The sequence below is a fragment of the Klebsiella sp. 141153 genome (assembly GCF_032601995.1).
Classification (GTDB): Bacteria; Pseudomonadota; Gammaproteobacteria; order Enterobacterales; family Enterobacteriaceae; genus Klebsiella; species Klebsiella aerogenes.
The window spans coordinates 114,571-140,241 of sequence record NZ_JAQIRJ010000003.1 but is presented as its reverse complement, the minus strand read 5'-3'; the positions used below and the strand labels follow the sequence as shown (position 1 = coordinate 140,241).

The following is a 25,671-nucleotide window of genomic DNA, read 5'->3' as shown; positions in this document are numbered from 1 at the left end:
ACGATTTTCATGAAATGGATAATTTTGCTGGTATTAAGCTTATGCTCTTTTTTAGCGCGGGCGGGGAACTGCGATGTCACCCCGGATGTTAAATCGCTGACGGTGGATGCTAGCGGTAATTACACATTTAAACCGCTGGCGGCCAGCGGTGAATTGAATGTCCAGAACAGTGATATTCAGGCCGACGGATTTCACTTTATCTGCCAAAGTCCGCAAAACGTCAGCGTCTCGGTAACCTCGACGCCCCCTGAAAATAAAGACTTCTACGTGGTGGTTGGCAGTAAAACCTATGTGATGGAGTTTTCTCTCGATCCTGCAAAACTCAACGCGCTTGCGAGTGGCAACATCCGCAAAAATCAGAGTTATAACTTAGCGGATATCTTCAACAGCGTGATCGGCATTCGCTATGCGATTAAAGAAGGTACCCCTACCGGGACGCAGGTCAGGCCAGGAGAATCATTTCCGCTGCTTTACTCGATGCGTTTTGAATACTGTAAAGGCGATAAAGAATGCCATGTGATAACCATCAATTACACCTTTAACGTCACCCTGCAGATTAATATTATGACCTGCGGTTTTAATGTCCCGAACCGTCTCATCAATATGGGCGATTACAGCTACTTCGACATTAAAGAAGACAAAGCGCAATATCGCATGGAAAGCGTTGATATCGACTGTAGCCAGGACGAGTCGGCGGTATTCGAACTGACACCGGGCAAAATTGATTATTACTTTGTCGCCGCCTCCGGCTTTGCCGGTACCAGCAAAATATTGAAGAATGACGATCAGGATGCCGCCACCGGCGCCGGCGAAGTCGGTTTTCATCTGCGCGATAGCCAGGGCGGGGAACTCCAGTACGGCAGCGGTTTCCTTTATCACTCCGACGAGGAGGCCCGGCATGGCAGCAACAACCCGATCTATCTGCAAATCAAGCCGATGAAATATGGCGAGAATATCCGCGGCGGTACGATTAAAAGCCGGGTCATTATCGTGGTGAACAATAACTAGCCCTCTGCACCGCGCGCCTTCCTTTGCGCGCGGTGTACGCGGTTTACGTGGTCGCGACCGGTTCAGGTCGCAACTGCTGCTGGCGAATACTCATTAGCGCCACCAGCGCCAGTAGCGCGAAGGCCAGCAGCATCAGCGCAATGGGGATATAGCTATCCCACATCATGAGAAAAGCCACCGCCAGCATCGGACTAATACCGCCGGAAATCACCGCCCCAATCTCATGTCCCAGCGCTAGCCCGGTGTAGCGTACCTCCACCGGAAACAGATCCACCATCAGACACGGCTGCGCGGCAATCATCGCGCCATGGCACAATGGCAACGCCAACAGCATGGCGAGCAGCATCGCCGGGAAGGTGTGCATATTCAGCAGCCAGAAGAAGGGGAAGGCGACCAGCGCCATACCTATCACGCCGATATAGTAAAGCCGCTTACGGCCAATGCGATCGGAAAGCCATCCCCAGCCGAGAATCGTGGCGATCTCCACCGTCATGGCGATGGTGACCGCCGCGATCAGGTCGCGGGTGTCGATGCCAATATGTTTGCAATAGACCACTGAAAACGTGAAGAAGATATACACCGCGCCGTTTTCCGCCAGCCGCAGGCCGATAGCCTGTAATATCGCTCGTGGATGATTTTTAAAGGCGCTGAGCACCGGTAAATGATGGGCCTCATTTTTGCTGTCGTTTTCTGCTTTGCGCGCCACGAATTCCGCGTTCTCCTGGATATTACGGCGGATATAGACGCCCACCAGAAAGATAAACAGGCTGAGCAAAAACGGAATACGCCACGCCCAGGACATCACCTCTTCCTGCGGTAGCAGCTGCACCAGATAGAATGCCAGCGAAGAAAGAACAAACCCGCCGCAGACGCCCACCTGGCTCCAGGCGGTGTAGTACCCTTTTTGGCTTTCCGGCGCGTTTTCGCTCAGCATTAATACGCCGCCACCCCATTCACCGCCGGAAGCCACGCCCTGTACAAAGCGCAGCGTAATCAAGGCGATTGGCGCCAGCACGCCGATGTGAGCGTAGGTTGGCAGCAGGCCAATTAAGAACGTACTGGCGCCCATCAGCGTCAGGGTGATGATCAGCGTCATTTTACGGCTGTAGCGATCGCCGAGATGGCCGAATATCACGCCGCCGAGCGGACGGGCGATAAAGCCGATGGCGAAACCGGAAAAGGCTAAAAATGATCCGAGCAGCGGGTCATTACTGGCGGGGAAAAACAGCGGCCCGAAGACCAGCGCCGCCGCGGTGCCATACAGGAAAAAATCGTACCATTCCAGCGAGTTGCCGAGAAAAGACCCGATGATTAATTTGCGCATAGGTTGCGCCGGGGGGACCGTTGTACCGCTCACAGCTCCAGACATAAGGTTAACTCCAGTGCAGGTGAATCAGGCGGCGCCTGCTGGCGCCGGGCGATGGGTCGGCAGGGTTTTTATGGTTATGATGAAACTTAACGGCACGACGCCATGCTAAGGGTGTGGAACTGGCGATTAAACCAGACCAGCCCGTCGCTGGGGTTGCCGAAGCGGATCTGTTTGACCTCGCAGTAAAATACGCTGTGGCTGCCCACTTCATGGCTGTCGGCAATGACGCAGTCGCAGTTCGCCACGGCGGAAGCCAGCGCCGGCGAACCGGTCTCCAGCGCCAGCCATTCGTCGTGCAGGAAGCGTTCTTCAGAGCGGATTTGGCCGTTGGCGAAAATCCCGGACAATTGCTGATGCTGTCCGGAGAGCACGTTAACGCACAGCACGCCATTGTGCTGGAATTTGCCGTGCGCGAAGGACGAGCGGTTCATACATACCAGCAGCGTCGGCGGCGAATCCGTCACGCTACACACCGCCGAAGCGGTAAAGCCGAAGCGGCCCGCCGGGCCATCGGTGGTAATGATGGTGATCGCGCTGCCCAGCTGCGCCATGGCATTACGAAAATCAGATGTCAGGTTCATAGTAATACCCGTTATTTCAGTTTGACGTATTCGAAGCCTTCAATAACCAGCCGCGGGGTTTTAGCCCGCGAACAGCACAGCAGGATCTGGTCGTTATCTTCGCGTTCTTCTTCGGTTAAATACTCGTCGCGGTGGTCAGGTACGCCGCTACAAACGTTGGCGAGGCAGGTGCCGCAGACGCCCTGTTGGCAGGAGACTTTCACTTTGATGCCGGCCTTTTGCAGCGCGGCGACGATGGTCTCGTTTTCGCCGACGGTAACGCTAAGGTTGAGTTCCGGAACCTCAACCTCAAAACTGCCGCCGCTGGTTTCTACCTCGCGGTTGAAATACTCCTGATGCAGCCGCTCCGCGCTGAAACCGCACCCCTGAGCCGTTTCATTAATCCACGCCATAAAACCCTCCGGACCGCAAACGTACAGGTGGCCGGCGGCGGCGTGAGGCGTCAGGAGTTCCTGAGGGCGGATCCTGCCGTTTTCATCGCTGATATGTAGCTGAACCTGGGCGCTAAAGTGGCAATCCGCCAGCTCGGCCAGAAACGCCATTCCCTCACGGCTGTGGCCGCAGTAATGCACTTCGAAGGATTTCCCGGCGCGAAATAGCGTATCGGCCATCGCCAGCATCGGCGTGATGCCAATGCCGCCGCCGATCAGAATGGTATGAGGCGCCGACATCTCCAGCGCGAACAGGTTGCGCGGGGGGCTAATTTGCACCTCGTCGCCGGGCTGTAAAGCGTGCGCCGCCAGCGAACCGCCGCGCGAGGCGCGATCTTTGAGGATCCCCAACCGATAGCGCTGCGGGTGATGGGCGCTGCCGCACAGCGAATACTGGCGCACGATGCCATCGCCAAGATGCAGATCGATATGCGCCCCGGCGCTAAACGAGGGCAGGGGAGCGCCGTCCGGCGAGGCCAGCGTCAGGACTACCACCTCGGCTCCCTGAATTTCGCGTTCTGTGACGCGTACCGTCAATGTTTCAGCCATAGTTTTTCTCCACCCGCGAAGGGCTTAACGCATATAAATGCCGCCGTTGATGTCCCAGGTCGCGCCGGTGATAAAGGTGGCGGAGGGCGCCGCCAGCAGTTCTACCGCGCGGGCGACCAGCAGCGGATCGCCAAGCCGCTTCATCGGGATCATCTCCAGCAGCGCCGGCATTTTCTCTTCCGGCACCGCGGCGCGAACGGAAGGAAGATCCAGCGGCCCCGGCGCAATCGCGTTGACGCTCACCCCGGAGTTGCTCAGGGCGCGGGCGAAGACTTTGGTCAGCGTAATAATGCCGCCCTTGGAGGCTGCATAGTGGGCGCCGGAGGCGGTGCCGCCGTTTTGCCCGGCCAGCGACGCGAGGTTAATAATGCTGCCCCGCTGGCGCTGGCTGAAATAGCGGCCGATGGTCTGGCAGCCGACGAAGGTACCACGCAGATTGGTGCTGGTGACGCGATCGAACTCCTCCACGTCGATCTCCATGATCGGCGTGGTCAGGGTTAAGGCGGCGTTGTTGACCAGCACGTCGAGTTCGCCGAAGCGCGCGCGGATCTGCGCCAGCGCGTCGCTGAACTGTTGCGGCTGGCGAATATCCAGCGCCAGCGGCAGCAGCCGCTGCTGGCTGGGATCGATCTCCTGGGCGCTACGGGTGACCGTATCGAGGTTGAGATCCGCCATCGCCACCTGATAGCCCTGTTGCCAGAGATGGCGGCTAATAACCAGCCCGAGGCCGTTGGCCGCGCCGGTAATAAGTACGCTACGTGTCATAAAGTCCTCACAGGATGTAGCCAATGCTATGCAGGTAATCGTCGCCGTTAATCAGGCGCACGACCTTTTGCAGGATGCGGAAACTGTCGCCCTCCGGCGCCAGCGTCCAGGTGACGTCAGCGGCGTAGTGCTGTTCATTGCCCTTGCGGTACTCGTAAAGGAATTGGGCGCAGCGTACTTCGACGACCTCATCGCTGGCGCTGAGCAGGCGATAACGGCCGCTCATGCGGATAGTGCGCGCGCGCGGGGTGGTGGAGATCGACTCGCCGCTGTATAAACGCTGCACGCGTTTTTCCCGCATCTCGTGGTTGTCGTAGGCGTAGTTGAGCACGTTGGCGAAATCGGTGGTCTGCTGGTCGATGGGAATGATGTACATTCCCTCGGTGCGCCACAGCGCCAGCCATTCACGAAATTCGCCTTGATCGAGCAGGTCCGCTTCCAGGTTAATAAACTGAATGGCGGCGTTGAGGATAGGTGATGTGTTCATTATTGCCCCCGATTGTCAGCGGTCATGTACTTTTTCCATTGTTGGTAAGCGGCGCGCATGCCTGTTTCGGCGCTGACGTCGCTGCGCAGGCCGTCGGCGGTGCGGACTTCGCCGGGCAGGCCGCGATTGAGCATGATCCACAGATCGTCGCCCGCGCCGCCGCCGCGCTGCACCCGCTCCCAGGCCTCTGAATCATCGGGGGTACCGAAGCCCATCGGCCCCTGGAAGTGTTCGTGCAGCCGCAGGCGCGCCTGGTTGGCGATCGCCGGGCCATCTTTCATGGTCAGCACCATGTGATGAATTTCCGTCTCTTTTACCGATATCGGCTGCAGCACGCGGAAGAAGGCCATTGAACAGGCGACATTGGGAAACAGGTTAAGATTAAAACCGCTGCCACCCACCGCGCGTACGATGCGCCGCACCTGCTGCTCGTCGTGGCCTTCCTCGCGCAGGGCCTGGGCCAGCTCGCTAAAGCGCTCCGGGATTGGCGCATCGAGATTGGCTTCCAGATCGATAAGCTCGGGGATCATCACCATCACGCTGTGGCCGTTGCCGAGATCTTCCACGAAGCCTTTGCCGTCGACGAAGTTGAGCATCTCTTCGGTCTGTTTATCGACCGAGCTTAAAAACGACTTATGGACGATAGGGAAGTGATAGCCGTCGGTGGTATTTTCCAGCTGGATTTTCCAGTTGCCGGGAAAGCGAAAACGGTGCGCGGTGGTAGCCTGCAGCGCGTAGCCAGCCCCCTGTTTCATGAACAAATCCATCCATTTCATCGCCGGGCCGAGGAAGTCGGTCAACGGTTCAATGTCGTGGTTGAAGCTGGCGAAAATCATTCCGGCGTAGCATTCAACGCGCAGGCGCACCATGCCGAGCTCAGATTTGTTCAGCGTATCGCCGTAGCTCTCTGGATGCGGTACCCCGCGCAGCGCGCCGTCGAGGCCATAGCCCCAGCCGTGATACGGGCAGGTAAACCCGTTCGTTTTCCCGCTGCGATGTTCGCAAACGGTGGCGGCGCGGTGGCGGCAGCGGTTGAGCAGCACGTTGATATTGCCTTTGCGATCGCGTACGACGATTACCGGCTGGGTACCCACCATCGAGGATTTATAGCTGCCGGCGTCAGGGATTTCGCTCTCGTGGGCGACCCACACCCAGGTACGGTTAAAAATGTTGTCGATCTCGAGGTCGAAAATTTCCTCGGAAGTATAGAGACAGGTATGGACCCGGTCGCTTTGCACCAGTGCCGCCAGCGTTTCGGCGGTATGGCGGGTATCGATATTTTTTACCGGAATACATTCAGACATTGTCACTCTCCACATATCTCTTTTAATGACCATCAGGCACCGGTAAATCGGCGAGCGAATGCCAGTCAGCTACCGGGCGGCTAAATAAATTACGGGTGGTAAAATGATGAATTAACCACTGTTGATCTTGTTTAATAAATTCAATGACGAGCTCCGCGCTATTTAAATGCGAGCCGCCGCGGCGAAACGTCGAAGCCTGCAGCATTTTCCAGCGGCCAACCGCGCGGTTATTTTCGCCAACACAAATATGCTCGGCCGTTAAATAATGTACGTTAATGGCGAAGTGTGACGGTTCGCTAATATAAGCGTTCATCATTCCGACGATCGCCGCTCTGCCGCAATGGCGCCCGAGCTTTTGTTGATATAATTCGCCAATACCTTCCCAAATAGCCGTTTCGCTAAATAGCGCGCCAATTTGCCGGGCGGTATCCGGATGCGTCAGGTCATCACAGAGATGCATATACTGGCTGATGGCGTTTCGGATCTGCACTACGGCTTCCAGCTTCTCCAGGCGTTGCAGCATTTCTTCATTCATTGCCGGCTCCGTGTTGACTTATAAATAGCCGGGCTGCGGCGAGTGGCCGAAGAACATATTGCCGGCGTTGATGTAGGTCAGCTCGCCCATAAAGGCGTGCTGGGTGATGACCATGGAGTCGCGGGCATAGCGCTGCAGCGGGCTACGCATTGAAATACCCGGCATCCCGGCCAGTTTCAGCGCGCGGGTGGTAACCGACGCAGAAACTCGGGTAATGTGGGTGGAAGAGAGGCGCATGGCGTTAATCCGCTCTTCTCCCGGTTCATCGCCGCGCAGAATCGCCTGCCAGACGTCGTCGATGGCGTCATAGAACCAGCAGCGCGCCGAACGCAGTTCCGCTTCACAGTGGGCGATTTCCATCTGCGCGAATTGACGATCCGCCAGGCATGGCGCGCCGGTGACCGAGCTCTGGCGTTCGGCAATGGCGTAAATTTCCGATAACGCCGCGCGGGCGATACCCAGCGCCACCACCGACAGTACCTGAGTGGCCAGCGACAGTACCGGGTAGCGATACAAAGGGCCTTCGAGGTTAAGTTCGCCGCCGCGAATAAAGGTCCACTCCTGCGGCACGAAGGCATTATTCAGCACTACGTCATGGCTGCCGGTACCGGAGAGGCCGACCGTATTCCAGACTGGATCGATGGTGAACTCCCCGGCGGGTAGCACCGCGATGCGCGGCAGCGGACGATCGCTGCCGTCATCGGTCAGAATGCCCACGCCGATAAGTTCAGCGCCGCTGCAGCCGCTGGCGAAGCTCCAGCGCCCGCTGACGCGGTAGCCGCCATCCTGAGTCGTCGCCTTTTGCGGCGGGAAGATCCCGCCGGCAAAGACGATATCCGGTCCGTGGCGGTAAAGCTCATCGAGACTGCTCGGCGGCAGGCCGCCAAGATAAAACGGATTCATGCCGAAACTCGCCACCCAGCCGGCGGATCCGTCAGCCGTTGAGAGCGTTTCAATTAACTGACAAAATTCCGCCGGCGAGATTTCATCGCCGCCGTAGCGTTTTGGCACCAGCGCGCGATAAACACCAATCTTTTTAAAGCGGGAAATAATATCCGCCGGGATATATTTCTGCTGCTCGAATTCCTCGCTGCGCTTTTTAATATCCGCGAGTAATTCGGCAAACTCTATTGTCGTGGCGTGCAGGGTCTTTTCCGCACGCGAAGTTGCAGAGGGGTTTAACATGCGATTTAGCCTCTTCCAGTTAATGAAAGTACGGTTTTATTATTTTAATTTTTCCAGCAAATACTCAGCGTAATTAAGTAAATCGAACTCTTTATTTTTATTGGCGACTAATTGCAGCGCCACCGGGCGATGATTAATTTCGCCAAGCGGCAGGCTCAGGGCCGGATGGCCGCTTAAATTAAATGGGCGCACCAGACGAGTCAGGTTGACCACCTTGAGCGGATCCGCCGCTTCTTCCAGCGTTGGCGGACATTCCGGCAGGGTCGGCAGCAGAATCAGCGGTGTTTTCGCCAACTGGGCGTCCACCGCGGCGCTAAATTGTTGACGCACGCTTTCCGCAGCCTGCCGCTGCTGAGGGCCGATTTCCGCGCCGGCGCGGATCCGCTGGGCGACGTCCGGCGCCAGATTCGGCGCGTTGATGATGCTGTGAAACGCCAGCCAGTTTTCCTGGCTTATCACCGTAAGCCCGGCCTGATGCGCTTCGTTGAATCCCGGCAGTTCAGCGCGAGTCCATGCCAGGCCCGCTTGCTGCAGACGTGAGACGATCAGTTGCTCAATTTCCGGCGTTGCCGTGCCTGCCAGGTAACTCAGTGCGGGCGCTTCCCGGCGCGCAGGAGGAGCCGGTTCCCTCAGCGCTTTTGCCAGCGCCTGGCGCAATGTGGCGATATCGCGGGCGAACAGGCCGACGCAGTCTAGTGAACTTTCCGTCGGAATGACGCCTGCGCGGCTCAGACGGCCAAAGCTCGGCTTCAGGCCAGCCACGCCGCAGCAGGCCGCGGGCATCCGCACCGAGCCGCCGGTATCGGTGCCGACGGCGAAGTCGACTTCACCGGCCGCGACCACGGCGGCAGAGCCGCTGGACGAACCGCCGGGGATTAACTGCGGATAATGCGGATTGCGTGGCGTACCGCTATGCGGGTTGATGCCGGTGACGCCAAAGGCCAGCTCGTGCAGGGTGGTTTTTCCGCGCAGCTGACAGCCGTTATCCAGCAGCGCCTCGACTACGGCGGCATGGCGGACGGCGGGCGGCGCATCCTGCAATACCGGGCTGCCGGCGCGGGTCGGAAAACCGGCAATATCGAGACTGTCTTTAACCGCGAACGTCAGCTCGCCGTCGCCAAGGGTAAAGCGCGAGATAAACCCGGATTGTGCGTTTTCTGTCTCTGTACGATGTTCAGTAACCATGTTTCACATCTCCGTGAGGGTGATAATTACCGCGCGAAATGACTAAAAAACGACCCGCTGGCGTTTGAGGTAATCTTGTCAGTAAAACTTGAAATTTCAAGTAAATTGTTGCCCGTTTTTTACATCGTAATTGAGGATAAGATGATGCTATGAAGGAGGGGATGTTTTTTAACTGATTGATTTAAATCATTAAAATGTGATGTATAAATTTTAATCTCTTGAAGGGCGTCACAAAAATAAATGAAAAATATAAGTTAAAAAAATGATAAAAAAGTGTGCGAAAAACGCAGGGAGGGCAAAACAAAAGCAATAACCATTTATGGAAAATGGTTATTGGTGCAGGGGATTAGTCATCGAGGTTGTGCAGAATGAGCGCCAGCACCTGGTTCATCTTTTTTTCTTGCGCCGGGGTGATGCCCTTGAAGGCTTTAGTAAACACGGTTTCCGCTAACGCCCGGGCTTCGGCTACCTTGGCTTCACCGGCGGCGGTGAGTTCCGCTTCGGTGACCCGGCCATCGCTGACGCTAACGTGGGTCGTCAGCAGGCCGTCATCGCGCAGGCGGCCAACAATTTTGGTCACCGTCGGCATCTTGCTAACGGCATATTCGGTGATCCGCGAAATACTGGCGCGGTGGTATTGGTGCACCAGCATCAGTACGCGGAAACGGGAAAGGTCGATGTCGATTTTTTTGAGCTCGATTTCCATTAATTGGGTATAACGGGCGTAAACGTTAACCACCCAAAAAAAGGGGAACTCTTCTTTATGAAAGCGGCTTTCGTGGCTCTCTGGCGGGGTCGAAGAGTGAGTCTTATCCACAAGCATCTCCTTGCCTGACGACGATAGAATGTGCAGATGGTATGCGTATTTGCCGGTTATTGCAAAACGCAATACGCCAGCAACATAGCCTTGCGATTCAGTGGCGACGACTCTCAGTGAGTCGCAGGTAAGTCATCGTAATAAGACCTAATCGTCGGCTAGTGCTCATCCTCAAGCTGGCGCATAAACACCCGTAGCGCTTCGTCTAACTGCTGAAGTTGGGTCTCTGAAAGCCCTGCCAGCAGTTGTCGCTCATTCGCCACGTGGGTGGCAACCGCCTCATCGATCAGCGCTCGTCCCGCTGGCGTCAACGCCACCAGCATGCTGCGGGCATCCTGCGGATTCGCTAAACGAGCGATCAACCCCCGTTTTTCCAGCGCCTTAAGGCGATGGGTCATCGTGCCGGAAGTAATCATCAGCGTCGAAAAGAGCTGGGTCGGCGACAGCACGAATGGCTCGCCGGCGCGGCGCAGCGTCGCCAGCATGTCGAACTCCCAACGTACCAGCCCATGTTTAACAAACGCCGCCTCCACCTGCGGCTCCAGCAGCATGGCGCAGCGCTTGAGGCGGCCAATTGGCCCCATTGGGCTGCAATCCAGATCCGGGCGCTCGCGCTGCCATTGGGCGAGAATGCGGTCAACGGCATCCGTTGGCGGTAATTTGTCCATGCGTGCTCACTTATCTTGATATCAAGATATTTATCGATACATACTTGTTACACAATTTAACTTGATATGAAGATAAAATCATGGCCTTTTTTACTCGTCATCTGGCGGTCGATCTGCTGCTGACCGCACTGGCTCCCGCTATCTGGGGGACCACCTATATCGTTACTTCGCAGTTCCTACCGCCGGACCGTCCTTTTATCGCCGCGCTGCTGCGGGTGTTGCCCGCCGGGATTGCGTTGTTACTGTGGAGCCGTCAGTTTCCGCAGCGCGGTGAGTGGTGGAAGCTGGTCATTACCGGAATATTAAATATCGGCGCCTTTCAGGCGCTGCTGTTTATCGCCGCTTACCGGCTGCCCGGCGGGCTGGCGGCGGTGATCGGCGCGATTCAGCCGCTGCTGGTGATGCTGCTTGCCTGGTGCGTGGATCGTCAGCGTTCGCCGTGGCTGGCGGTGGTATCCGCCTGCGCCGGGATCATCGGTATGGCGATGTTGCTGCTTTCTCCGCTCACGGTGCTGGATTCGTTAGGTATTGGCGCCGCTTTTCTTGGCGCCGTCAGTATGGCGCTGGGCACCTGGCTGTCGCGGCGCTGGGCGTTATCGCTGCCGGTCGTGGCGATGACCGGCTGGCAATTGTTGATTGGCGGGATCGTGTTACTGCCCATCGCGCTGCTGGTGGATCCGCCGTTGTACAACATCACTCTATTACAGGCGGCAGGTTATGTCTGGCTGTGTGTGGCCGGGGCGATGCTGGCGTATGGTTTATGGTTTCGCGGTATCAGCAGATTGTCGCCGGTGGCGGTATCGGCAATGAGCCTGCTTAGCCCGGTGACGGCGGTGCTGTTGGGGTGGATATTTCTCGGGCAGAAAATTGAGGGGATGGCGCTGGCGGGCCTTATTGTGGTGCTGGCGAGTGTGCTCTCTATTCAGCGCGCGCTGGCGAAACGTTGACGTAAAAAAGCCCCATAAAGGGGCTCGACATTGCCGTGTTTTGTTACGTGGCGGGAGCCAGACCAGCCGTCCTGAGACGACCTGTCCGGCAGCTCCCTCTGCGACCATTCGGTTATTTAGACAGTTCCGCCGTCATGTGTACCTGATTACCGGTATAGGCTTCGGTAATGTGGTAAGAGGCGCCCTGATCTTTAGCGATAGCAGCGATTTTTGCTTCTGCGTTGTCCAGGGTATCAGAGGTCACGCTCACCGGATGAGCCGCGAAGCTTGCGAAAGAAACCAGAGACAGCATACCAGCAGCAGCAAGTAATTTTACGTTTTTCATGGTGTTTATCCTTTTAACTTTTATGGTGGAAAGCGTTGTGCTTTCGATGGGTTTATAATAAGTCTGCTAACTATAACGTATGTTGCAAAAAGTGCGATTTAGATCACATTTTTATGACGGCTGGATGACCAATGATTGACGTTTTATTAAAAATATAATTAAAAACAATTAGTTATAATTCATTGCTGATACTAATGGTTTCCTTCGCTTCGCGTTTTATCCTCGCCAAATTTGGGTTTGATATTGATTGCGTGAATGGTTTGGTCGTTTTCTGGCCTGTCACGCCGGCGATACTTCGCCCGCTGGCGAAGCATTGATTGCGAACGACGCGCTACAGTGCGGCTTTATTCGTTACTGGAGGAAAAAACCATGATTGCGGTACTCTTTGAAGCACAGGTCACGCCAGCGCAGCAGGAACGATATCTCGCGCTGGCGGCGCAATTGAAACCGCTGCTGGAGACCATCGACGGCTTTATCGCCATCGAGCGTTTTCAAAGCCTCAGTGCGCCGGGAAAGATATTGTCGCTGTCGTGGTGGCGGGACGAACAGGCGGTGACGGCCTGGAAGCGCAATATTTGTCATCAGGCGGCGCAGCGGGAAGGGCGGGAGTCTATCTTTGCTGATTATCAGATTCGCGTGGCACAGGTACTGCGTGAATACCAGATGCAGAGTTCACGTTCTGCGTAACCAATATTAAGCGGAGGCACTATGTTGCACCCTGCGGTTGTCATTGATGATGACGAAGCGCTGGCCGTCGCGATGGCGGCGGTTGCCTCGGCGATGGCTGATCCTTCACGAGTGAAAATACTCTGCGCGCTAATGGATGGCCGGGCATGGACGGCGACTGAGCTCTCCGTCGCGGCGGATATTTCGCCGTCGACTGCCAGCGCGCATCTTAGCCGGTTAGTCAGCAGTCGTTTACTGATCTGCCTGGCGCAAGGGCGGCATCGCTACTATCGCCTGGCGGGCGGCGATGTCGCCGGATTGCTGGAAAATATGATGACCATGGCCGGAAAAAGCGCTGTGCCGTTGACTACGCGTACGCCGGGAACGCTGCGTATGGCGCGTACCTGCTACGATCATCTGGCGGGCGAGGTAGCCGTCGCCATCTATGATTTTCTGCAACAGCAAGCCTGGCTTACGGCAAATGGCGCAGCGCTTACTGCGGCGGGGAAGGCGAATTTCGCCCGCTTAGGCATAGCGTGTGATAACGGATCCCGCCGCAAAGCCTGCTGCGCCTGCCTCGACTGGAGCGAGCGCCGTTTTCATCTGGGTGGTGCCGCGGGCGCTGCCTTGTTGCAGTGGGGCGTGCAAAAAGGTTGGTTCACGCTGGTGCCCGGCTACCGCGAAGTGACAATTAGCGAACCCGGTAAGCGAGCGCTGCGTCAACATTTTGCTCTGGCGTTGTAGGCCCGGCGACGGTATGCCCGTTCAGCAGTGATTCATATTGACGATTTGCTTATGCATCACCTGCGAGCTATTCATTCCCAACTTTTTCATGATGTGAATGCGATGGCTGTGCACCGTCTTATGGTCGATATTGAGCAGCGAGGCAATTCGCTTATTGTTATTGCAGGCGATAATAAGTTCCAGTACCTGCAGCTCTCTGGCCGTCAGCTTTCGCTGCGTGCGCAAATACCGGGACTGCGGGTTTTCATCCTGCGTTCTGGTAATTGCCGAAAATGCGTCTAAGGAAGATTTTTCCGTCAGGATTAACAGGTTTTCCAGATCTATTAATTCCCGGCACAGATTGGCGATATCGCTTTTTACCATCAATACCAACAATGTACAGCGCGAGAAATGAAAGCGCAGTTTGTTGAGTAATACGACCGTATCGGCAGCGGATATATCCTTGTGGATCATATTGAGGATCACCGTCTCAGCCAGGGGCGCGACGCCCCCTTGTACGATGTCCTGATAACTGGCCTGGGTGATATCCTGGTGAATATCGCTCAGATAATCGTGAATAGATTGGCCAATGATATTGTCGTCGGTGTACAGCAAGATATTGTTCAAGGGCATTAAACTCTCTTCTTCCGCTTGGCTTCCAGAATCAAATCGATCAGCGTTTTTTCTATTTTCTTCCTGTCGTCGCTGCGGCGGAACTTAAACTGACAGGAAATCTGATAGTAGTTTTCCTGATTCTTCTCTTCGCTATCCAGCGTGACCATCGCCACGTTCTTGATAACCAGATCAACGGTGATTTCGCCATATTCCGCCAGAGACAGAATGGCGTTTTTCAACGTTGAGTTGTTGGCCAGGAATTTCAGGTTTGGACTTTGCGCAATCAGCGCGCAGCCGCCATCAGAAATATCTTTGATATCAAAAGCATAGTTTTCGCCATTTTTATGGCGGCCATGACAAAAGAAATCATTCTCATCGCGCAAACGAAATCTGGGATCTCGTCGTCTTTGTACAACCTGGATGCATTCTGGTAACGCAAATGCCACCTTATTGCTATTCTCCGCGCCGCCAGCGGAATTCTTCTGCCGCTGGGAGGTGAACTCGATCTTTCCTGAATCGCTATGCAGAATAAATTTGAATTTATTCCCCGCCGGGATTTTGCTCTCGCTGCGGATATGGAATTCAGCAAAATCGACACGCGCAATCTGAGTACTGATGCTTTTGTTATTAAAGAAAATTTCTATCTCTGTTTGCTTTCTCTGTTCCTCTCTGAAAATAGCAATGATTTCATACTTACTGGTTTTTATCGTTCCCTCTATCATGGGTAATCCTTGTTGAATCGTTACTGTGCATAGTTAATTTTTTTTACAGCAATAGCGACATACTGATTATGTTAACCAGATGTTTTTGTGAACGTTCGATGATATTGACTATCTTTGTGGCCAAATTGATTTGTATAAACGTCGAAGCCGATATTGTTTTTTCCTGTAATCAAGAGTGTTAACAAAAACCATAGAACAATACAAACGACAACAGCCTCCCAATTAGGAGGCCTAAGAAATAACGTAACTCAATGCAATTTATAAGGTTATTGCCCGGATAAGGAATCAGCAAAACCCGATTTGTAGGATATATAGTGCCAGCAGAGATGGCCTAATTCCAGCTTAATATTAAGGGGATAACCCTTTACGACAAACGCCGTAAAGGAGGGAGTTGACGCCATCAGCCAGTGATGTTATCCAGCGTCGCCAGCGCCTCGGCGGGCAGAGAAAGCGTCGCGGCGGCGAGATTTTCCCGTAAATGCGCCACCGATGAGGTGCCCGGAATCAGCAAAATATTCGGCGAGCGCTGTAGTAGCCACGCCAGCGCCACCTGCATCGGCGTGGCGTTGAGCCCGGCGGCAACCTCGTTAAGTTCCCGCGCCTGTAGCGGCGTAAAACCACCCAGCGGGAAGAACGGCACGTAGGCGATGTTTTGCTGCGCCAGCGCGTCGATTAACGCGTCGTCACCGCGGTTAGCGATGTTGTATTGGTTTTGCACGCAGACGATGGGGGTCAGCTTCTGCGCATCGGCGACCTGTCTGGCGGTGACGTTACTCAGACCGATGTGGCGAATCAGACCGCGGGCTTTTAGTTCCAGTAAGGTCGTTAGCGGTTCTTCCAGCGAGCCTTCCACCGGGCCGTGGGTGCCGAGCATACTGCGCAAATTCACTACCTCCAGCCTTTCCAGGCCGAGGTTACGCAGGTTATCTTCGACGGCCTGGGTGAGTTCCGCCGGCGACATCGCCGGTAGCCAGTTGCCTTTCTCATCGCGGCGGGCGCTGACTTTGGTAACGATACACAGATCATCGCCATAGGGATGCAGCGCCTGACGAATCAGCTGATTGGTGATGTGCGGACCGTAGAAATCGGAGGTATCGATATGATTCACCCCGGCGGCGACGGCTTCTTGCAGAACGCGAATGGCGGCGTCAGGATCTTTTGGCGGGCCAAATACGCCGGGGCCGGCGAGCTGCATGGCGCCGTATCCAAGCCGGTAAACCTGACGGTCGCCTAAGGTCGCGACCCCGGATAATGTTACGTTGGACATAATGACTCCCTCCGATGATAGGCAAGGAGTAAGTGTAATCCCGTCAGGGAGAGGTAATGGGCGAGAATGTTGGCAGAACGTGCGGCGACGCTGAGGGCGTCGCCGCAGGAGAGATTTAACTGAAGAACATCACCGAGACGCAGAGCAGGCCGACGATCAAGGTAATGAGATTACCCAGTGAACGATAGGGCTTGAGCGCCGGGATAATGTAGGTCGACAGCGTCGGCATGATGAACAGAATCATGGCGATAAGCGGGCCGCTGATGGCGTAAATCATCGAGATGGCGTTCGGATTGATAAAGCAGACGATGAAAGTCAGCGCCGAGACCAGCATAATCGACATGGCGCGGTTAAAGGCGCGGCTCTTGCGAATACCGAGCTGGCCGAGAGACGTTTTAACGATCTCGCTGGCGCCTTCGATCACCCCAAAATAGGTGCCGAGGAACGATTTCGACATTGCGACCACCGCGACGATAATGCCGGTCACCGCCAGCCAGCCCGGCGCGCCCGGCGCCATGGAGAGCGCAGAGAGAATCGTCACCCCTTCATTACGCGCGGCTTCGATGTACGGTAGCGGAATGGACAGCAGGCAACTGAAGACAAAAAACAGCACGCTGGCGCAGATGATGGTGTAGGCCACCTTCATGATTTTTTTGCATTTACCCATGGCCAGCTCACCATATTTCTCCTGCTGATCGATAGCGAAGGTCGAAATAATCGGCGTATGGCTAAAAGCGAAAACCATCACGGGAATTGAGATCCAGATTTGGTGCCAGGTCTTTGCGTTCAACTGCATCTGGCTGGTGAGATGTTCCGGTTGCCAACTGCCAATCAGGTAGATGGAGAGGAACAGGAAACAGCCAATCAGCGGGAAGACGAGGAATCCCATCACTTTGATGGTCATATGGCGCCCCATCAGGAAGATCAGATTCAGTACCAGCACCACGGCAAGGCTCAGCAGGGCGCGTACCCCAGGGGTCATCGCCACGTGTCTCGCCAGTTGTTCCGCCAGCGAATTAGTGATCGCCACGGCGTAGATCAGGATCACCACGAAGAAGGCGAGAAAGTACAGGCTGGTGATCAGATTGCCGACTTTTTTGCCGTAGTAATGATTGACCGCGCCGGTGATCCCTTCACCGGCAGCCACTTTGGCCGACAGGATGAATTGACACAGTGCTTTGTGCGGCCAGTAGGTTAACGGCCAGGCAACCAGAGCGGTGAGGAACAGCACGATGGCGCCGGCCGAACCGAGTTGAATCGGCAGGAATAGGGTGCCGGCGCCTACGGCAGTGCCATATAGAGCAAAACTCCATAGAGTTTCTTCTTTAGACCAAATTTTAGACATTATGCGAATTTATCAACCGTATAACCCAAAAAAAGGAGTGCAATTTACCACATTTATGAATCGTTTGCGGTGATAGTTTTCGGTGATAAATAAACCCGCGGATCGCCAAAGGGTTAGACGATCCGCGCGATCGAGAACGTTAATTATTCGGCAGACTCTGCGGCTGGCGATACTTCAGGACGCGCACGCGCAGCGTATCCCACGCCCAGTTAAAGAACATGGTGTAGGGCAGGAAGAACAGCATAAAGCCGATTTCCAGCATAAATGCCTGCACCAGCGACACGCCGAGTACCAGCGCGACAACGGTGACGCCGATGATGATAAAGCCGCACTCAAAGCCGATGGCGTGCAGCGCGCGCACCCGCAACGTACGCGCCAGGCGTGAAACCGGCCACAGACGGTCGAAGGCGGCGTTATAGATCAGGTTCCAGACCATCGCCATGGTGGCGAGCAAAATGGCCAAGCCTCCCATTTCGACCACCGATCGCTGCATTAACCAGGCCGCGGTCGGGGCCAGAATTAACGTGGCGAGGCCTTCAAAGCTCACCGCGTGGAGTACGCGTTCCAGTAGCGTCTTATGTTGCAGGTTATTGGTTTTCATTTTGGGATACCTCTTGTTAGTTCTGTCATCCAGATTTACCCGGCATTTTATGGAAAAATGTGATAAACAAAAGATAGATTCCATCGATAAAGTAGATAGGTTATGCACTATTCTCCCGAAGCTCTCACCGCCTTTGTAGAAGCCGCCGCCAGCGGTTCGTTCTCCGCCGCCGCCCGGCGGATGCGTAAAAGCCAATCCACCGTCAGTACCGCGATTTCGAATCTTGAAACCGACCTGGGGTTAACTCTGTTCGATCGTTCCACTCGCCAGCCGACGCTAACCGCGCAGGGCGAGCAGGTGCTGGGCTATGTGAAAGCAATACTGGCCGCCAGTTCGCGGCTGGATGAGCTCGCCAGTTCGTTATCGGGTAATACCGAACCGCGGTTGACCTTCGTCTTGTCGGATACCCTGCACCCGGATGTACTGGAGGATTTGCTGGAACAGTTCGATCGGCGTTTTCCGCATACCGAGTTTGAATGCCTGATTGGCGAAGACGAAGATGTGGTGGATCTACTGCAAAAGGAGCGTGCGCAGGTGGGGCTTATCGAAGCCAGGGACAGTTATCCGATGGAGATCGGCAGCATGCGCTTACCGTTGCAAACGGCGATGGGGATTTATGTTGCGCCGGGGCATCCGCTGGCCGGTCAGGGGCGGGTTTTCTGGGATGATCTGCACGGCTGGCGTGAACTGCGGCTTAGCACTTATCTTGAGAGCGCGCCGGATCCCTCGCGCGGCCAGGTATGGTCGGCGCCCAACTATTTGCTGCTGCTGAGTATGGCGGTGCAGGGCTTTGGCTGGTGTATTTTGCCCTGCGCGCTGGTGGAAGAGTTCGCCGGTAGCGGCAAGCTTAAAGCGTTGAATATCGCCGGCTGGCCGCGGTCGATCTCGGTGGATCTGTTATGGAACAAGCGTACGCCGCTGGGGGAAGCGGGCAGCTGGCTGCGCCAACATCTTGAAGGGCAAGGCCGCGAGTCGTGACGGCGAACTTTGTGAACCGCCTCACTTTTTTTAAACAATTGCGAAATTTTTTGATAACAATTCTCTACTATAACGGCATCTATTGATGGTTCTTTGCGCAGAAGGTAAAGGATGAAAGATGTCGTGATCGTCGGCGCGTTGCGTACGCCCATCGGCTGTTTTCAGGGAACGCTGGCGCGTCACTCGGCGGTGGAATTGGGCAGCGTGGTGGTGAAGGCGTTAGTCGAGCGGAGCGGAATCGATCCGCAGTGCATTGATGAAGTGATCCTCGGTCAGGTGCTGACCGCGGGTACCGGGCAGAATCCGGCGCGCCAGTCGGCGATCCGCGGCGGGCTGCCGAATACCGTCTCGGCGATCACCATCAACGACGTTTGCGGTTCCGGGCTGAAAGCGCTGCACCTGGCGACCCAGGCCATCCAGTGCGGCGAAGCGGATGTAGTGATCGCCGGCGGCCAGGAAAACATGAGCCGTGCGCCGCATGTGCTTACCGACAGCCGAACCGGCGCGCAGCTGGGCAATAGCCAGCTTATCGACAGCCTGGTGCATGATGGTCTGTGGGACGCTTTCAATGATTACCATATGGGCGTAACGGCGGAAAATCTGGCGCGGGAGTATGGGATCAGCCGCGAACTACAGGACGCCTGGGCGCTTAGCTCGCAGCAAAAAGCGCGGCGGGCAATAGACTCCGGGCGGTTCCGCGATGAGATCGTGCCGGTCGCCACCGAGCATAACGGCAGTAAACGGCTGGTGGATACCGACGAGCAGCCGCGGATGGACGCCAGCGCTGAGGGATTAGCCAGCCTGATGCCCACCTTCGACCAGTTAGGGTCGGTGACCGCGGGTAATGCATCGAGTATTAACGATGGCGCGGCGGCGGTGATGATGATGAGCGAGTCAAAGGCCCAGGAGCTGGGGCTGCCGATTCTGGCGCGCATTCGCGCCTTCGCCAGCGTCGGCGTCGATCCGGCGCTAATGGGTATCGCGCCGGTACATGCCACCCGGCGCTGCCTTGAGCGCGCGGGCTGGCGGCTGGATGAGGTTGACTTAATCGAAGCCAATGAAGCTTTTGCCGCCCAGGCGATTTCCGTTGGCAGAGTGCTGGAATGGGATGAACGCCGGGTTAACGTCAACGGTGGGGCTATCGCCCTGGGCCATCCGATTGGCGCGTCCGGCTGCCGGATTCTGGTGTCGCTGGTACATGAAATGATTAAGCGCGATGCGCGTAAAGGGCTCGCGACGTTGTGTATCGGCGGCGGTCAGGGCGTTGCGCTGGCGGTGGAGCGCGCATAATAGGGTTTCGCGCCGTCTCCGGTGCGAGGCCCATCATCCCCGTCGATCTTCCATTCTTCATTTTTTTACCTGATTTTCTTTCTTCGCGGTTATTTTTTAAAGATAACCTAACTCACTGTATTTATAGCTTTTGTATAGGTCACCAGCTTCTGGCTATGTGATCCGTTTTGCGTTTTTATCATTTTTAATCACAAAAAATGAAACGTTGTTTTAATTGTCGTTGAAAATGATTTTTCAGCGGTCTACTATGTGACCATTAGCAAAACGGAACTCTGTTTTATTTTTATGATGGGGACGCCCCAGGAGTTCTTCTTAGCCTCAGAACCTTGCCTGTGGTGAGCAGGCCGTGAAAGAAAGGAACCAGATATGATTCTTGATGCATTCTCTCTTCAGGGGAAAGTCGCGGTAGTGACCGGCTGCGACACCGGTTTAGGCCAGGGCATGGCGGTTGGGCTGGCGGAAGCGGGCTGCGATATCGTCGGTATTAACATCGTTGAACCGACGGAAACCATTGAGCGCGTTAGCGCGCTGGGGCGTCGTTTTTTGAGCCTCACCGCCGACCTGCGACAGATTGATGGTATTCCGCAGTTGCTTGAGCGTGCGGTGGCGGAATTTGGCCACATCGATATTCTGGTCAATAACGCGGGGCTTATCCGCCGTCAGGATGCTATCGAATTCAGCGAGAAAGACTGGGATGACGTCATGAATCTGAACATCAAAAGCGTCTTTTTCATGTCCCAGGCCGCGGCGAAGCACTTCATCGCCCAGGGTAACGGCGGCAAGATCATCAATATCGCCTCCATGCTGTCGTTCCAGGGCGGGATCCGCGTGCCGTCCTATACCGCCTCGAAAAGCGGCGTTATGGGCGTGACGCGCCTGCTGGCCAACGAATGGGCGAAGCATAATATCAATGTTAACGCCATTGCCCCCGGCTACATGGCAACCAACAATACCCAGCAGCTGCGCGCCGATGAACAGCGCAGCGCGGAAATTCTCGACCGTATCCCGGCCGGCCGCTGGGGCTTGCCGAGCGATTTAATGGGGCCGGTGGTGTTTCTCGCCTCCCGCGCATCCGATTACATTAACGGCTATACCGTGGCGGTAGATGGCGGTTGGCTGGCGCGCTAACAGACATAAGTCGAACAACCCGCCGACCGGCGGGTTGTTTTCCGAACAATAATCGTCCATATCATGAGGTTTAAATAATCCATACTCGTTAGTAATGGAAAATAAAATACTCGCCATACATCAGGGTTGTTTTGACGATCGGACAGCATTTTTTGCATAAGATAAAGTTTAATGTCCATCACAAAAACAATGCTACCAGCCGTTTTATCCATATCTTCGCCATCTCCCGCCTGACACCTTAGCCCTGCGATCCCGTACTTTCACTGCACGCATACTCTGTTGAGGCAGGAAAAAAATGACTTCATTGACCACCGATCCGGGTTTACTCCCCAATGCGCAGCGCAACACCCGGCGCATGAACCAGTTTGTCTCCATTGCCGCCGCGGTGGCGGGTTTGTTATTCGGCCTTGATATTGGCGTGATTGCCGGGGCGCTCCCCTTCATTACCGATCATTTCGTGTTATCCAGCCGTCTGCAGGAGTGGGTAGTCAGCAGTATGATGCTGGGCGCGGCGATTGGCGCGCTGTTCAACGGCTGGCTCTCTTTCCGTCTTGGCCGTAAATACAGCCTGATGGTCGGCGCAGTGCTATTTGTGGCGGGCTCTATCGGCTCGGCATTCGCCACCAGCGTCGAGATGCTGCTGGCGGCGCGCATTGTCCTTGGCGTCGCTGTCGGTATCGCCTCCTATACCGCGCCGCTCTATCTTTCTGAAATGGCGAGTGAAAACGTTCGCGGCAAGATGATCAGCATGTATCAGTTGATGGTCACGCTTGGCATCGTGCTGGCGTTCTTATCTGATACCGCTTTCAGCTACAGCGGCAACTGGCGGGCGATGCTTGGCGTGCTGGCGCTGCCGGCGGTATTGCTGATTATCCTGGTGGTGTTCCTGCCTAACAGCCCGCGCTGGCTGGCGGAAAAAGGCCGCCATATCGAGGCCGAAGAAGTGCTGCGCATGCTGCGCGATACCTCGGAAAAGGCGCGCGATGAGCTGAATGAAATCCGCGAAAGCCTGAAGTTGAAGCAGGGCGGTTGGGCGCTGTTCAAAGTGAACCGCAACGTGCGTCGGGCGGTGTTCCTCGGCATGTTATTGCAGGCGATGCAGCAGTTTACCGGCATGAATATCATCATGTATTACGCGCCGCGGATCTTCAAAATGGCCGGTTTTACCACCACCGAGCAGCAGATGATCGCCACGCTGGTGGTCGGCCTGACCTTTATGTTCGCGACCTTTATCGCGGTGTTTACCGTCGATAAGGCCGGACGTAAACCGGCGTTGAAAATCGGCTTTAGCGTGATGGCGTTGGGCACCCTGGTGCTGGGCTACTGCCTGATGCAGTTTGATAACGGTACCGCCGGTAGCGGCCTCTCCTGGCTGTCGGTGGGGATGACCATGATGTGCATAGCCGGGTACGCGATGAGCGCCGCGCCGGTGGTGTGGATCCTCTGCTCCGAGATCCAGCCGCTGAAATGCCGCGACTTCGGGATCACCTGTTCGACCACCACCAACTGGGTATCGAACATGATTATTGGCGCGACCTTCCTGACGCTGCTGGACGCGATTGGCGCGGCAGGCACGTTCTGGCTCTATACCGCGCTGAACGTGGCCTTTATCGGCGTGACCTTCTGGCTGATCCCGGAAACTAAAAACGTGACGCTGGAGCACATCGAACGCAAGCTGATGTCCGGCGAAAAGCTGCGTAACATCGGCAACTGATCACATTGATTCGCGCGGCAGCCACGGGCTGGGAACCTTAACGGTATCCCGATGGCTGTCGCCGTTAATGATATGCAGGGCGCTCAGGCGGCCAATTTCATAATGCGGTAACTGCACCGTCGACAGCGGCGGCAGGAACAGATCGCCAATCCCCACCATGTTGTCATAACCCACCACCGCCACATCTTCAGGAATTCGCAGGCCCTGCGCCAGCAGCGTCTGGTAGACCATAAAAGCGATGCGATCGTTGCCGCACACCACGGAATCAAACCGCGGTTTACCTTGCTCAATATGGGCCAGCAGCTGGCCGGGAATATCGCGATAGTGTTCGTCACCGTAGGTCATATAGCCGTGATCGAGCGTATCCGGATCAACCTGCGCCTCACGGCAGGCGCGTTCCAGCCCCTGTCGGCGGCGTATCGTCGCCAGATGCCTTGCCGGAAGATGCAAACAGAGCGGGCGGCGATAGCCGGCGGCCAGTAGCGCTTTCACCGCGTCGTACTGGCCCTGCTCATCATCCGGAATATAGCTGGCGACGTTCTCGTTCAGGCTTTCGCAGTTGGCCAGCACGCAGGGCAGCGTCAACAATTTGGCCGGCAGCGGGACCTGGCGCAGCCCCATGGTGGTATAGATAATGCCGTCCGGGCGATGGGAAAGCAGCAGGTCGAGTATGGCATCAGGGTTGTCGTCCGAGAACATGTTGACCACAAAGCTGTTCCAGCCGTGGGCCCGCGCCGTCTCTTCGATAGAGAGCGTTATCTCTACCGAGAATGGGGTGGTCACCGTGTCCAGCGCCAGCACGCCGATGGTGCTTGGGGTTGCCCGGGCGCCGCGAATTTTCTTTGCCGACAGATCGGGCACGTAATTGGTCTGTTCAATCGCCGCCTGTACGCGGGCGAGCGTATCCGCCTTCAGGCGCTCCGGGCTGTTCAGCGCGCGGGATACCGTCATCAGTGAGACATTGGCTAGCTTCGCTACATCTTTCAGAGATGCCATGGTGATTACTCCGGTATACAACTAAGTCGCTGATGTAAAAGGATCATACGATAGTCTATCCCAGCCCGATGGTGAAGCATGGCGATGAATAGTTGATCGCGATCGCATCTCCATTATGTTAACGTTAACTTTTGTGATTAACATCATGAATCGTCACAAAACCAGATGAGAGTTGTTTTTTGTTAACGTTACCATTCGCGCATTACTCCAACACGAGAATGTCATGATGAAGACGCATCACTCTCACAGCTACCCCTTACTCAGTGCCTTACTGTTTTTCTTTTTTGTTACCTGGTCTTCTTCCGGCTCGCTGCTTTCCATCTGGCTACATCAGGAAGTGGGGCTGAAAGCCGGGGATACCGGCATTATCTACGCGGTGCTGTCGGTCTCGGCGCTATTCGCCCAGATTTGCTACGGTTTTATCCAGGATAAACTGGGGCTGCGCAAAAATTTACTCTGGTATATCACGGTCTTACTGATCCTTTCCGGGCCGGCCTATCTGCTGTTTGGCTATCTGCTCAAAATCAACGTGCTACTCGGCAGTATTTTTGGCGGCATCTACATCGGCCTGACCTTTAACGGCGGCATTGGCGTGCTGGAGTCCTATACCGAGCGCGTGGCGCGGCAAAGCCAGTTTGAATTCGGCAAAGCGCGGATGTGGGGATCGCTGGGCTGGGCGGTGGCGACCTTTTTCGCCGGGCTGCTGTTTAACATAAACCCACAGCTGAACTTCGCCGTCGCCAGCTGTTCCGGTCTGGTTTTCTTCATGCTGCTGGCGCGGCTTAAGGTCTCTTCAGCGCCGCATGCCATGCAGGAGGCGGTCAGTGGCGGTAAAGTCACGCTGGAAGACGCGCTGCGCCTGCTGACGCTGCCGCGTTTCTGGGCGCTGGTATTTTTCGTCGTCGGCACCTGTATTTACGGCGTTTACGACCAGCAGTTCCCGGTCTACTTCTCTTCGCAGTTCGCCACGCTGCATGAAGGGAACGCCATGTATGGCTATCTCAACTCCTTCCAGGTGTTCCTCGAAGCGGCGGGGATGTTCTGCGCCCCGTGGCTGGTCAACCGCATCGGCGCGAAAAACGGCCTGATCTTCGCCGGCATGGTGATGGCGATGCGCATGGTGGCCTCCGGACTGGTGGAAGGTCCGGTTCTGATCTCGATTACGAAACTGCTGCACGCCGTGGAATTGCCGGTGCTGCTGGTTTCTATCTTCAAATACAACAGCCTGAACTTTGATAAACGCCTTTCATCCACCCTGTATCTGGTGGGTTTCGCCTGCACCAGTTCGGTTATCGCCACCGTCCTGTCGCCGCTGGCGGGCTATAGCTATGAAAAATACGGCTTCGCCGACTCCTATCTGATCATGGGACTGCTGGTGTTCTGCACCACCTTCATCTCCATCTTCCTGCTGCGATCCAATAAGGCCTCTTCGGATTCGCTCATGTCGCAGCCATCCACTATCTGACTGAA

Annotated in this window: 27 protein-coding genes; 9 read left to right on the top strand and 18 right to left on the bottom strand. The window is 55.7% G+C overall.

Annotated features, from left to right (window positions below; translation table 11 throughout):
* The first annotated feature begins 9 nt into the window (after nucleotides 1-9).
* The gene (locus tag PGS10_RS06515) at nucleotides 10-1,008 is read left to right on the top strand and encodes a hypothetical protein (RefSeq protein WP_047078950.1); all 999 of its coding nucleotides are present in this window, start codon (nucleotides 10-12) and stop codon (nucleotides 1,006-1,008) included.
* Between the two features lie 43 nt (nucleotides 1,009-1,051).
* Here PGS10_RS06515 and PGS10_RS06510 read toward each other — a convergent pair whose 3' ends face one another.
* The 11 genes from PGS10_RS06510 to PGS10_RS06460 form a co-directional block, all read right to left on the bottom strand.
* Nucleotides 1,052-2,332 (bottom strand): MFS transporter, encoded by a 1,281-nt coding sequence (locus tag PGS10_RS06510; protein WP_047044168.1) that lies wholly within the window; start codon nucleotides 2,330-2,332, stop codon nucleotides 1,052-1,054.
* Between the two features lie 131 nt (nucleotides 2,333-2,463).
* Complete coding sequence (locus PGS10_RS06505; protein WP_015703350.1) at nucleotides 2,464-2,958, bottom strand: flavin reductase; 495 nt, start codon at nucleotides 2,956-2,958, stop codon at nucleotides 2,464-2,466.
* A gap of 11 nt (nucleotides 2,959-2,969) precedes the next feature.
* Nucleotides 2,970-3,938 carry a PDR/VanB family oxidoreductase gene (locus PGS10_RS06500; protein ID WP_045396606.1) on the bottom strand — a complete coding sequence of 323 codons (969 nt, stop codon included), beginning with the start codon at nucleotides 3,936-3,938 and terminating at the stop codon, nucleotides 2,970-2,972.
* A gap of 24 nt (nucleotides 3,939-3,962) precedes the next feature.
* Complete coding sequence (locus PGS10_RS06495; RefSeq protein ID WP_045396610.1) at nucleotides 3,963-4,703, bottom strand: SDR family NAD(P)-dependent oxidoreductase; 741 nt, start codon at nucleotides 4,701-4,703, stop codon at nucleotides 3,963-3,965.
* 7 nt (nucleotides 4,704-4,710) lie between these two features.
* Nucleotides 4,711-5,190: an aromatic-ring-hydroxylating dioxygenase subunit beta gene (locus PGS10_RS06490; protein ID WP_045396614.1), complete on the bottom strand. Its 480-nt coding sequence runs from the start codon at nucleotides 5,188-5,190 to the stop codon at nucleotides 4,711-4,713.
* A complete protein-coding gene (locus PGS10_RS06485; protein ID WP_316422603.1) occupies nucleotides 5,190-6,494 on the bottom strand; it encodes an aromatic ring-hydroxylating oxygenase subunit alpha in 1,305 nt (434 codons plus the stop codon). Before PGS10_RS06485 ends, PGS10_RS06490 begins: the two co-directional genes overlap by 1 nt.
* A 22-nt stretch (nucleotides 6,495-6,516) precedes the next feature.
* Entirely contained in the window at nucleotides 6,517-7,029 is a 513-nt protein-coding gene (locus PGS10_RS06480) for a nuclear transport factor 2 family protein (protein ID WP_047044174.1), read from the bottom strand.
* A gap of 18 nt (nucleotides 7,030-7,047) precedes the next feature.
* Nucleotides 7,048-8,214 carry an acyl-CoA dehydrogenase family protein gene (locus PGS10_RS06475; protein WP_045396622.1) on the bottom strand — a complete coding sequence of 389 codons (1,167 nt, stop codon included), beginning with the start codon at nucleotides 8,212-8,214 and terminating at the stop codon, nucleotides 7,048-7,050.
* 39 nt (nucleotides 8,215-8,253) lie between these two features.
* Complete coding sequence (locus PGS10_RS06470) at nucleotides 8,254-9,399, bottom strand: amidase (RefSeq protein WP_316422601.1); 1,146 nt, start codon at nucleotides 9,397-9,399, stop codon at nucleotides 8,254-8,256.
* 346 nt (nucleotides 9,400-9,745) lie between these two features.
* Nucleotides 9,746-10,222, bottom strand: a complete 477-nt coding sequence (locus PGS10_RS06465; RefSeq protein ID WP_045373865.1) for a MarR family winged helix-turn-helix transcriptional regulator — start codon at nucleotides 10,220-10,222, stop codon at nucleotides 9,746-9,748.
* Nucleotides 10,223-10,374: 152 nt separating this feature from the next.
* Nucleotides 10,375-10,884 carry a MarR family winged helix-turn-helix transcriptional regulator gene (locus PGS10_RS06460; RefSeq protein ID WP_213797077.1) on the bottom strand — a complete coding sequence of 170 codons (510 nt, stop codon included), beginning with the start codon at nucleotides 10,882-10,884 and terminating at the stop codon, nucleotides 10,375-10,377.
* Between the two features lie 80 nt (nucleotides 10,885-10,964).
* Between PGS10_RS06460 and PGS10_RS06455 the strand changes: the two genes are divergently transcribed.
* On the top strand, nucleotides 10,965-11,831 hold the full coding sequence (locus PGS10_RS06455; RefSeq protein WP_047044178.1) for an EamA family transporter: 867 nt from the start codon (nucleotides 10,965-10,967) through the stop codon (nucleotides 11,829-11,831).
* Between the two features lie 112 nt (nucleotides 11,832-11,943).
* Here PGS10_RS06455 and PGS10_RS06450 read toward each other — a convergent pair whose 3' ends face one another.
* The gene (locus PGS10_RS06450) at nucleotides 11,944-12,156 is read right to left on the bottom strand and encodes a YdgH/BhsA/McbA-like domain containing protein (protein WP_015369896.1); all 213 of its coding nucleotides are present in this window, start codon (nucleotides 12,154-12,156) and stop codon (nucleotides 11,944-11,946) included.
* A 369-nt stretch (nucleotides 12,157-12,525) separates the two neighbouring features.
* On the opposite strand from PGS10_RS06450, the gene PGS10_RS06445 reads away from it, so the two are divergent.
* Nucleotides 12,526-12,843, top strand: coding sequence for an antibiotic biosynthesis monooxygenase family protein (locus PGS10_RS06445; RefSeq protein ID WP_032709056.1), 318 nt, complete (start codon nucleotides 12,526-12,528; stop codon nucleotides 12,841-12,843).
* A 21-nt stretch (nucleotides 12,844-12,864) separates the two neighbouring features.
* Entirely contained in the window at nucleotides 12,865-13,566 is a 702-nt protein-coding gene (locus PGS10_RS06440) for an ArsR/SmtB family transcription factor (RefSeq protein ID WP_047044179.1), read from the top strand.
* 21 nt (nucleotides 13,567-13,587) lie between these two features.
* Here PGS10_RS06440 and PGS10_RS06435 read toward each other — a convergent pair whose 3' ends face one another.
* From PGS10_RS06435 to PGS10_RS06415, 5 genes are all read right to left on the bottom strand, one after another.
* A complete protein-coding gene (locus PGS10_RS06435) occupies nucleotides 13,588-14,172 on the bottom strand; it encodes a helix-turn-helix transcriptional regulator (RefSeq protein ID WP_045396712.1) in 585 nt (194 codons plus the stop codon).
* 5 nt (nucleotides 14,173-14,177) lie between these two features.
* Complete coding sequence (locus PGS10_RS06430; protein WP_045396640.1) at nucleotides 14,178-14,882, bottom strand: flagellar brake protein; 705 nt, start codon at nucleotides 14,880-14,882, stop codon at nucleotides 14,178-14,180.
* A gap of 400 nt (nucleotides 14,883-15,282) precedes the next feature.
* Nucleotides 15,283-16,149 carry an aldo/keto reductase family oxidoreductase gene (locus tag PGS10_RS06425; protein ID WP_047065288.1) on the bottom strand — a complete coding sequence of 289 codons (867 nt, stop codon included), beginning with the start codon at nucleotides 16,147-16,149 and terminating at the stop codon, nucleotides 15,283-15,285.
* 115 nt (nucleotides 16,150-16,264) lie between these two features.
* On the bottom strand, nucleotides 16,265-17,494 hold the full coding sequence (locus PGS10_RS06420) for an amino acid permease (RefSeq protein ID WP_015369902.1): 1,230 nt from the start codon (nucleotides 17,492-17,494) through the stop codon (nucleotides 16,265-16,267).
* A 139-nt stretch (nucleotides 17,495-17,633) separates the two neighbouring features.
* Nucleotides 17,634-18,095, bottom strand: a complete 462-nt coding sequence (locus PGS10_RS06415) for a multidrug/biocide efflux PACE transporter (RefSeq protein WP_045396647.1) — start codon at nucleotides 18,093-18,095, stop codon at nucleotides 17,634-17,636.
* Nucleotides 18,096-18,197: 102 nt separating this feature from the next.
* Here PGS10_RS06415 and PGS10_RS06410 point away from each other — a divergent pair, with 102 nt between their 5' ends.
* The 4 genes from PGS10_RS06410 (at nucleotide 18,198) to araE (ending at nucleotide 23,205) form a co-directional block, all read left to right on the top strand.
* The gene (locus tag PGS10_RS06410) at nucleotides 18,198-19,073 is read left to right on the top strand and encodes a LysR family transcriptional regulator (RefSeq protein ID WP_045396649.1); all 876 of its coding nucleotides are present in this window, start codon (nucleotides 18,198-18,200) and stop codon (nucleotides 19,071-19,073) included.
* 111 nt (nucleotides 19,074-19,184) lie between these two features.
* A complete protein-coding gene (locus PGS10_RS06405; RefSeq protein WP_045396653.1) occupies nucleotides 19,185-20,363 on the top strand; it encodes an acetyl-CoA C-acetyltransferase in 1,179 nt (392 codons plus the stop codon).
* A gap of 366 nt (nucleotides 20,364-20,729) precedes the next feature.
* Nucleotides 20,730-21,491, top strand: a complete 762-nt coding sequence (gene kduD, locus PGS10_RS06400; protein ID WP_047044182.1) for a 2-dehydro-3-deoxy-D-gluconate 5-dehydrogenase KduD — start codon at nucleotides 20,730-20,732, stop codon at nucleotides 21,489-21,491.
* Between the two features lie 295 nt (nucleotides 21,492-21,786).
* On the top strand, nucleotides 21,787-23,205 hold the full coding sequence (araE, locus tag PGS10_RS06395; RefSeq protein WP_015369908.1) for an arabinose-proton symporter AraE: 1,419 nt from the start codon (nucleotides 21,787-21,789) through the stop codon (nucleotides 23,203-23,205).
* Here the strand turns inward: araE and PGS10_RS06390 are convergent, their stop codons facing one another.
* Nucleotides 23,206-24,201, bottom strand: coding sequence for a LacI family DNA-binding transcriptional regulator (locus PGS10_RS06390; protein ID WP_289575816.1), 996 nt, complete (start codon nucleotides 24,199-24,201; stop codon nucleotides 23,206-23,208).
* A 223-nt stretch (nucleotides 24,202-24,424) separates the two neighbouring features.
* Between PGS10_RS06390 and PGS10_RS06385 the strand changes: the two genes are divergently transcribed.
* Nucleotides 24,425-25,666: an MFS transporter gene (locus PGS10_RS06385; RefSeq protein WP_045373827.1), complete on the top strand. Its 1,242-nt coding sequence runs from the start codon at nucleotides 24,425-24,427 to the stop codon at nucleotides 25,664-25,666.
* Nucleotides 25,667-25,671 lie beyond the last annotated feature (5 nt).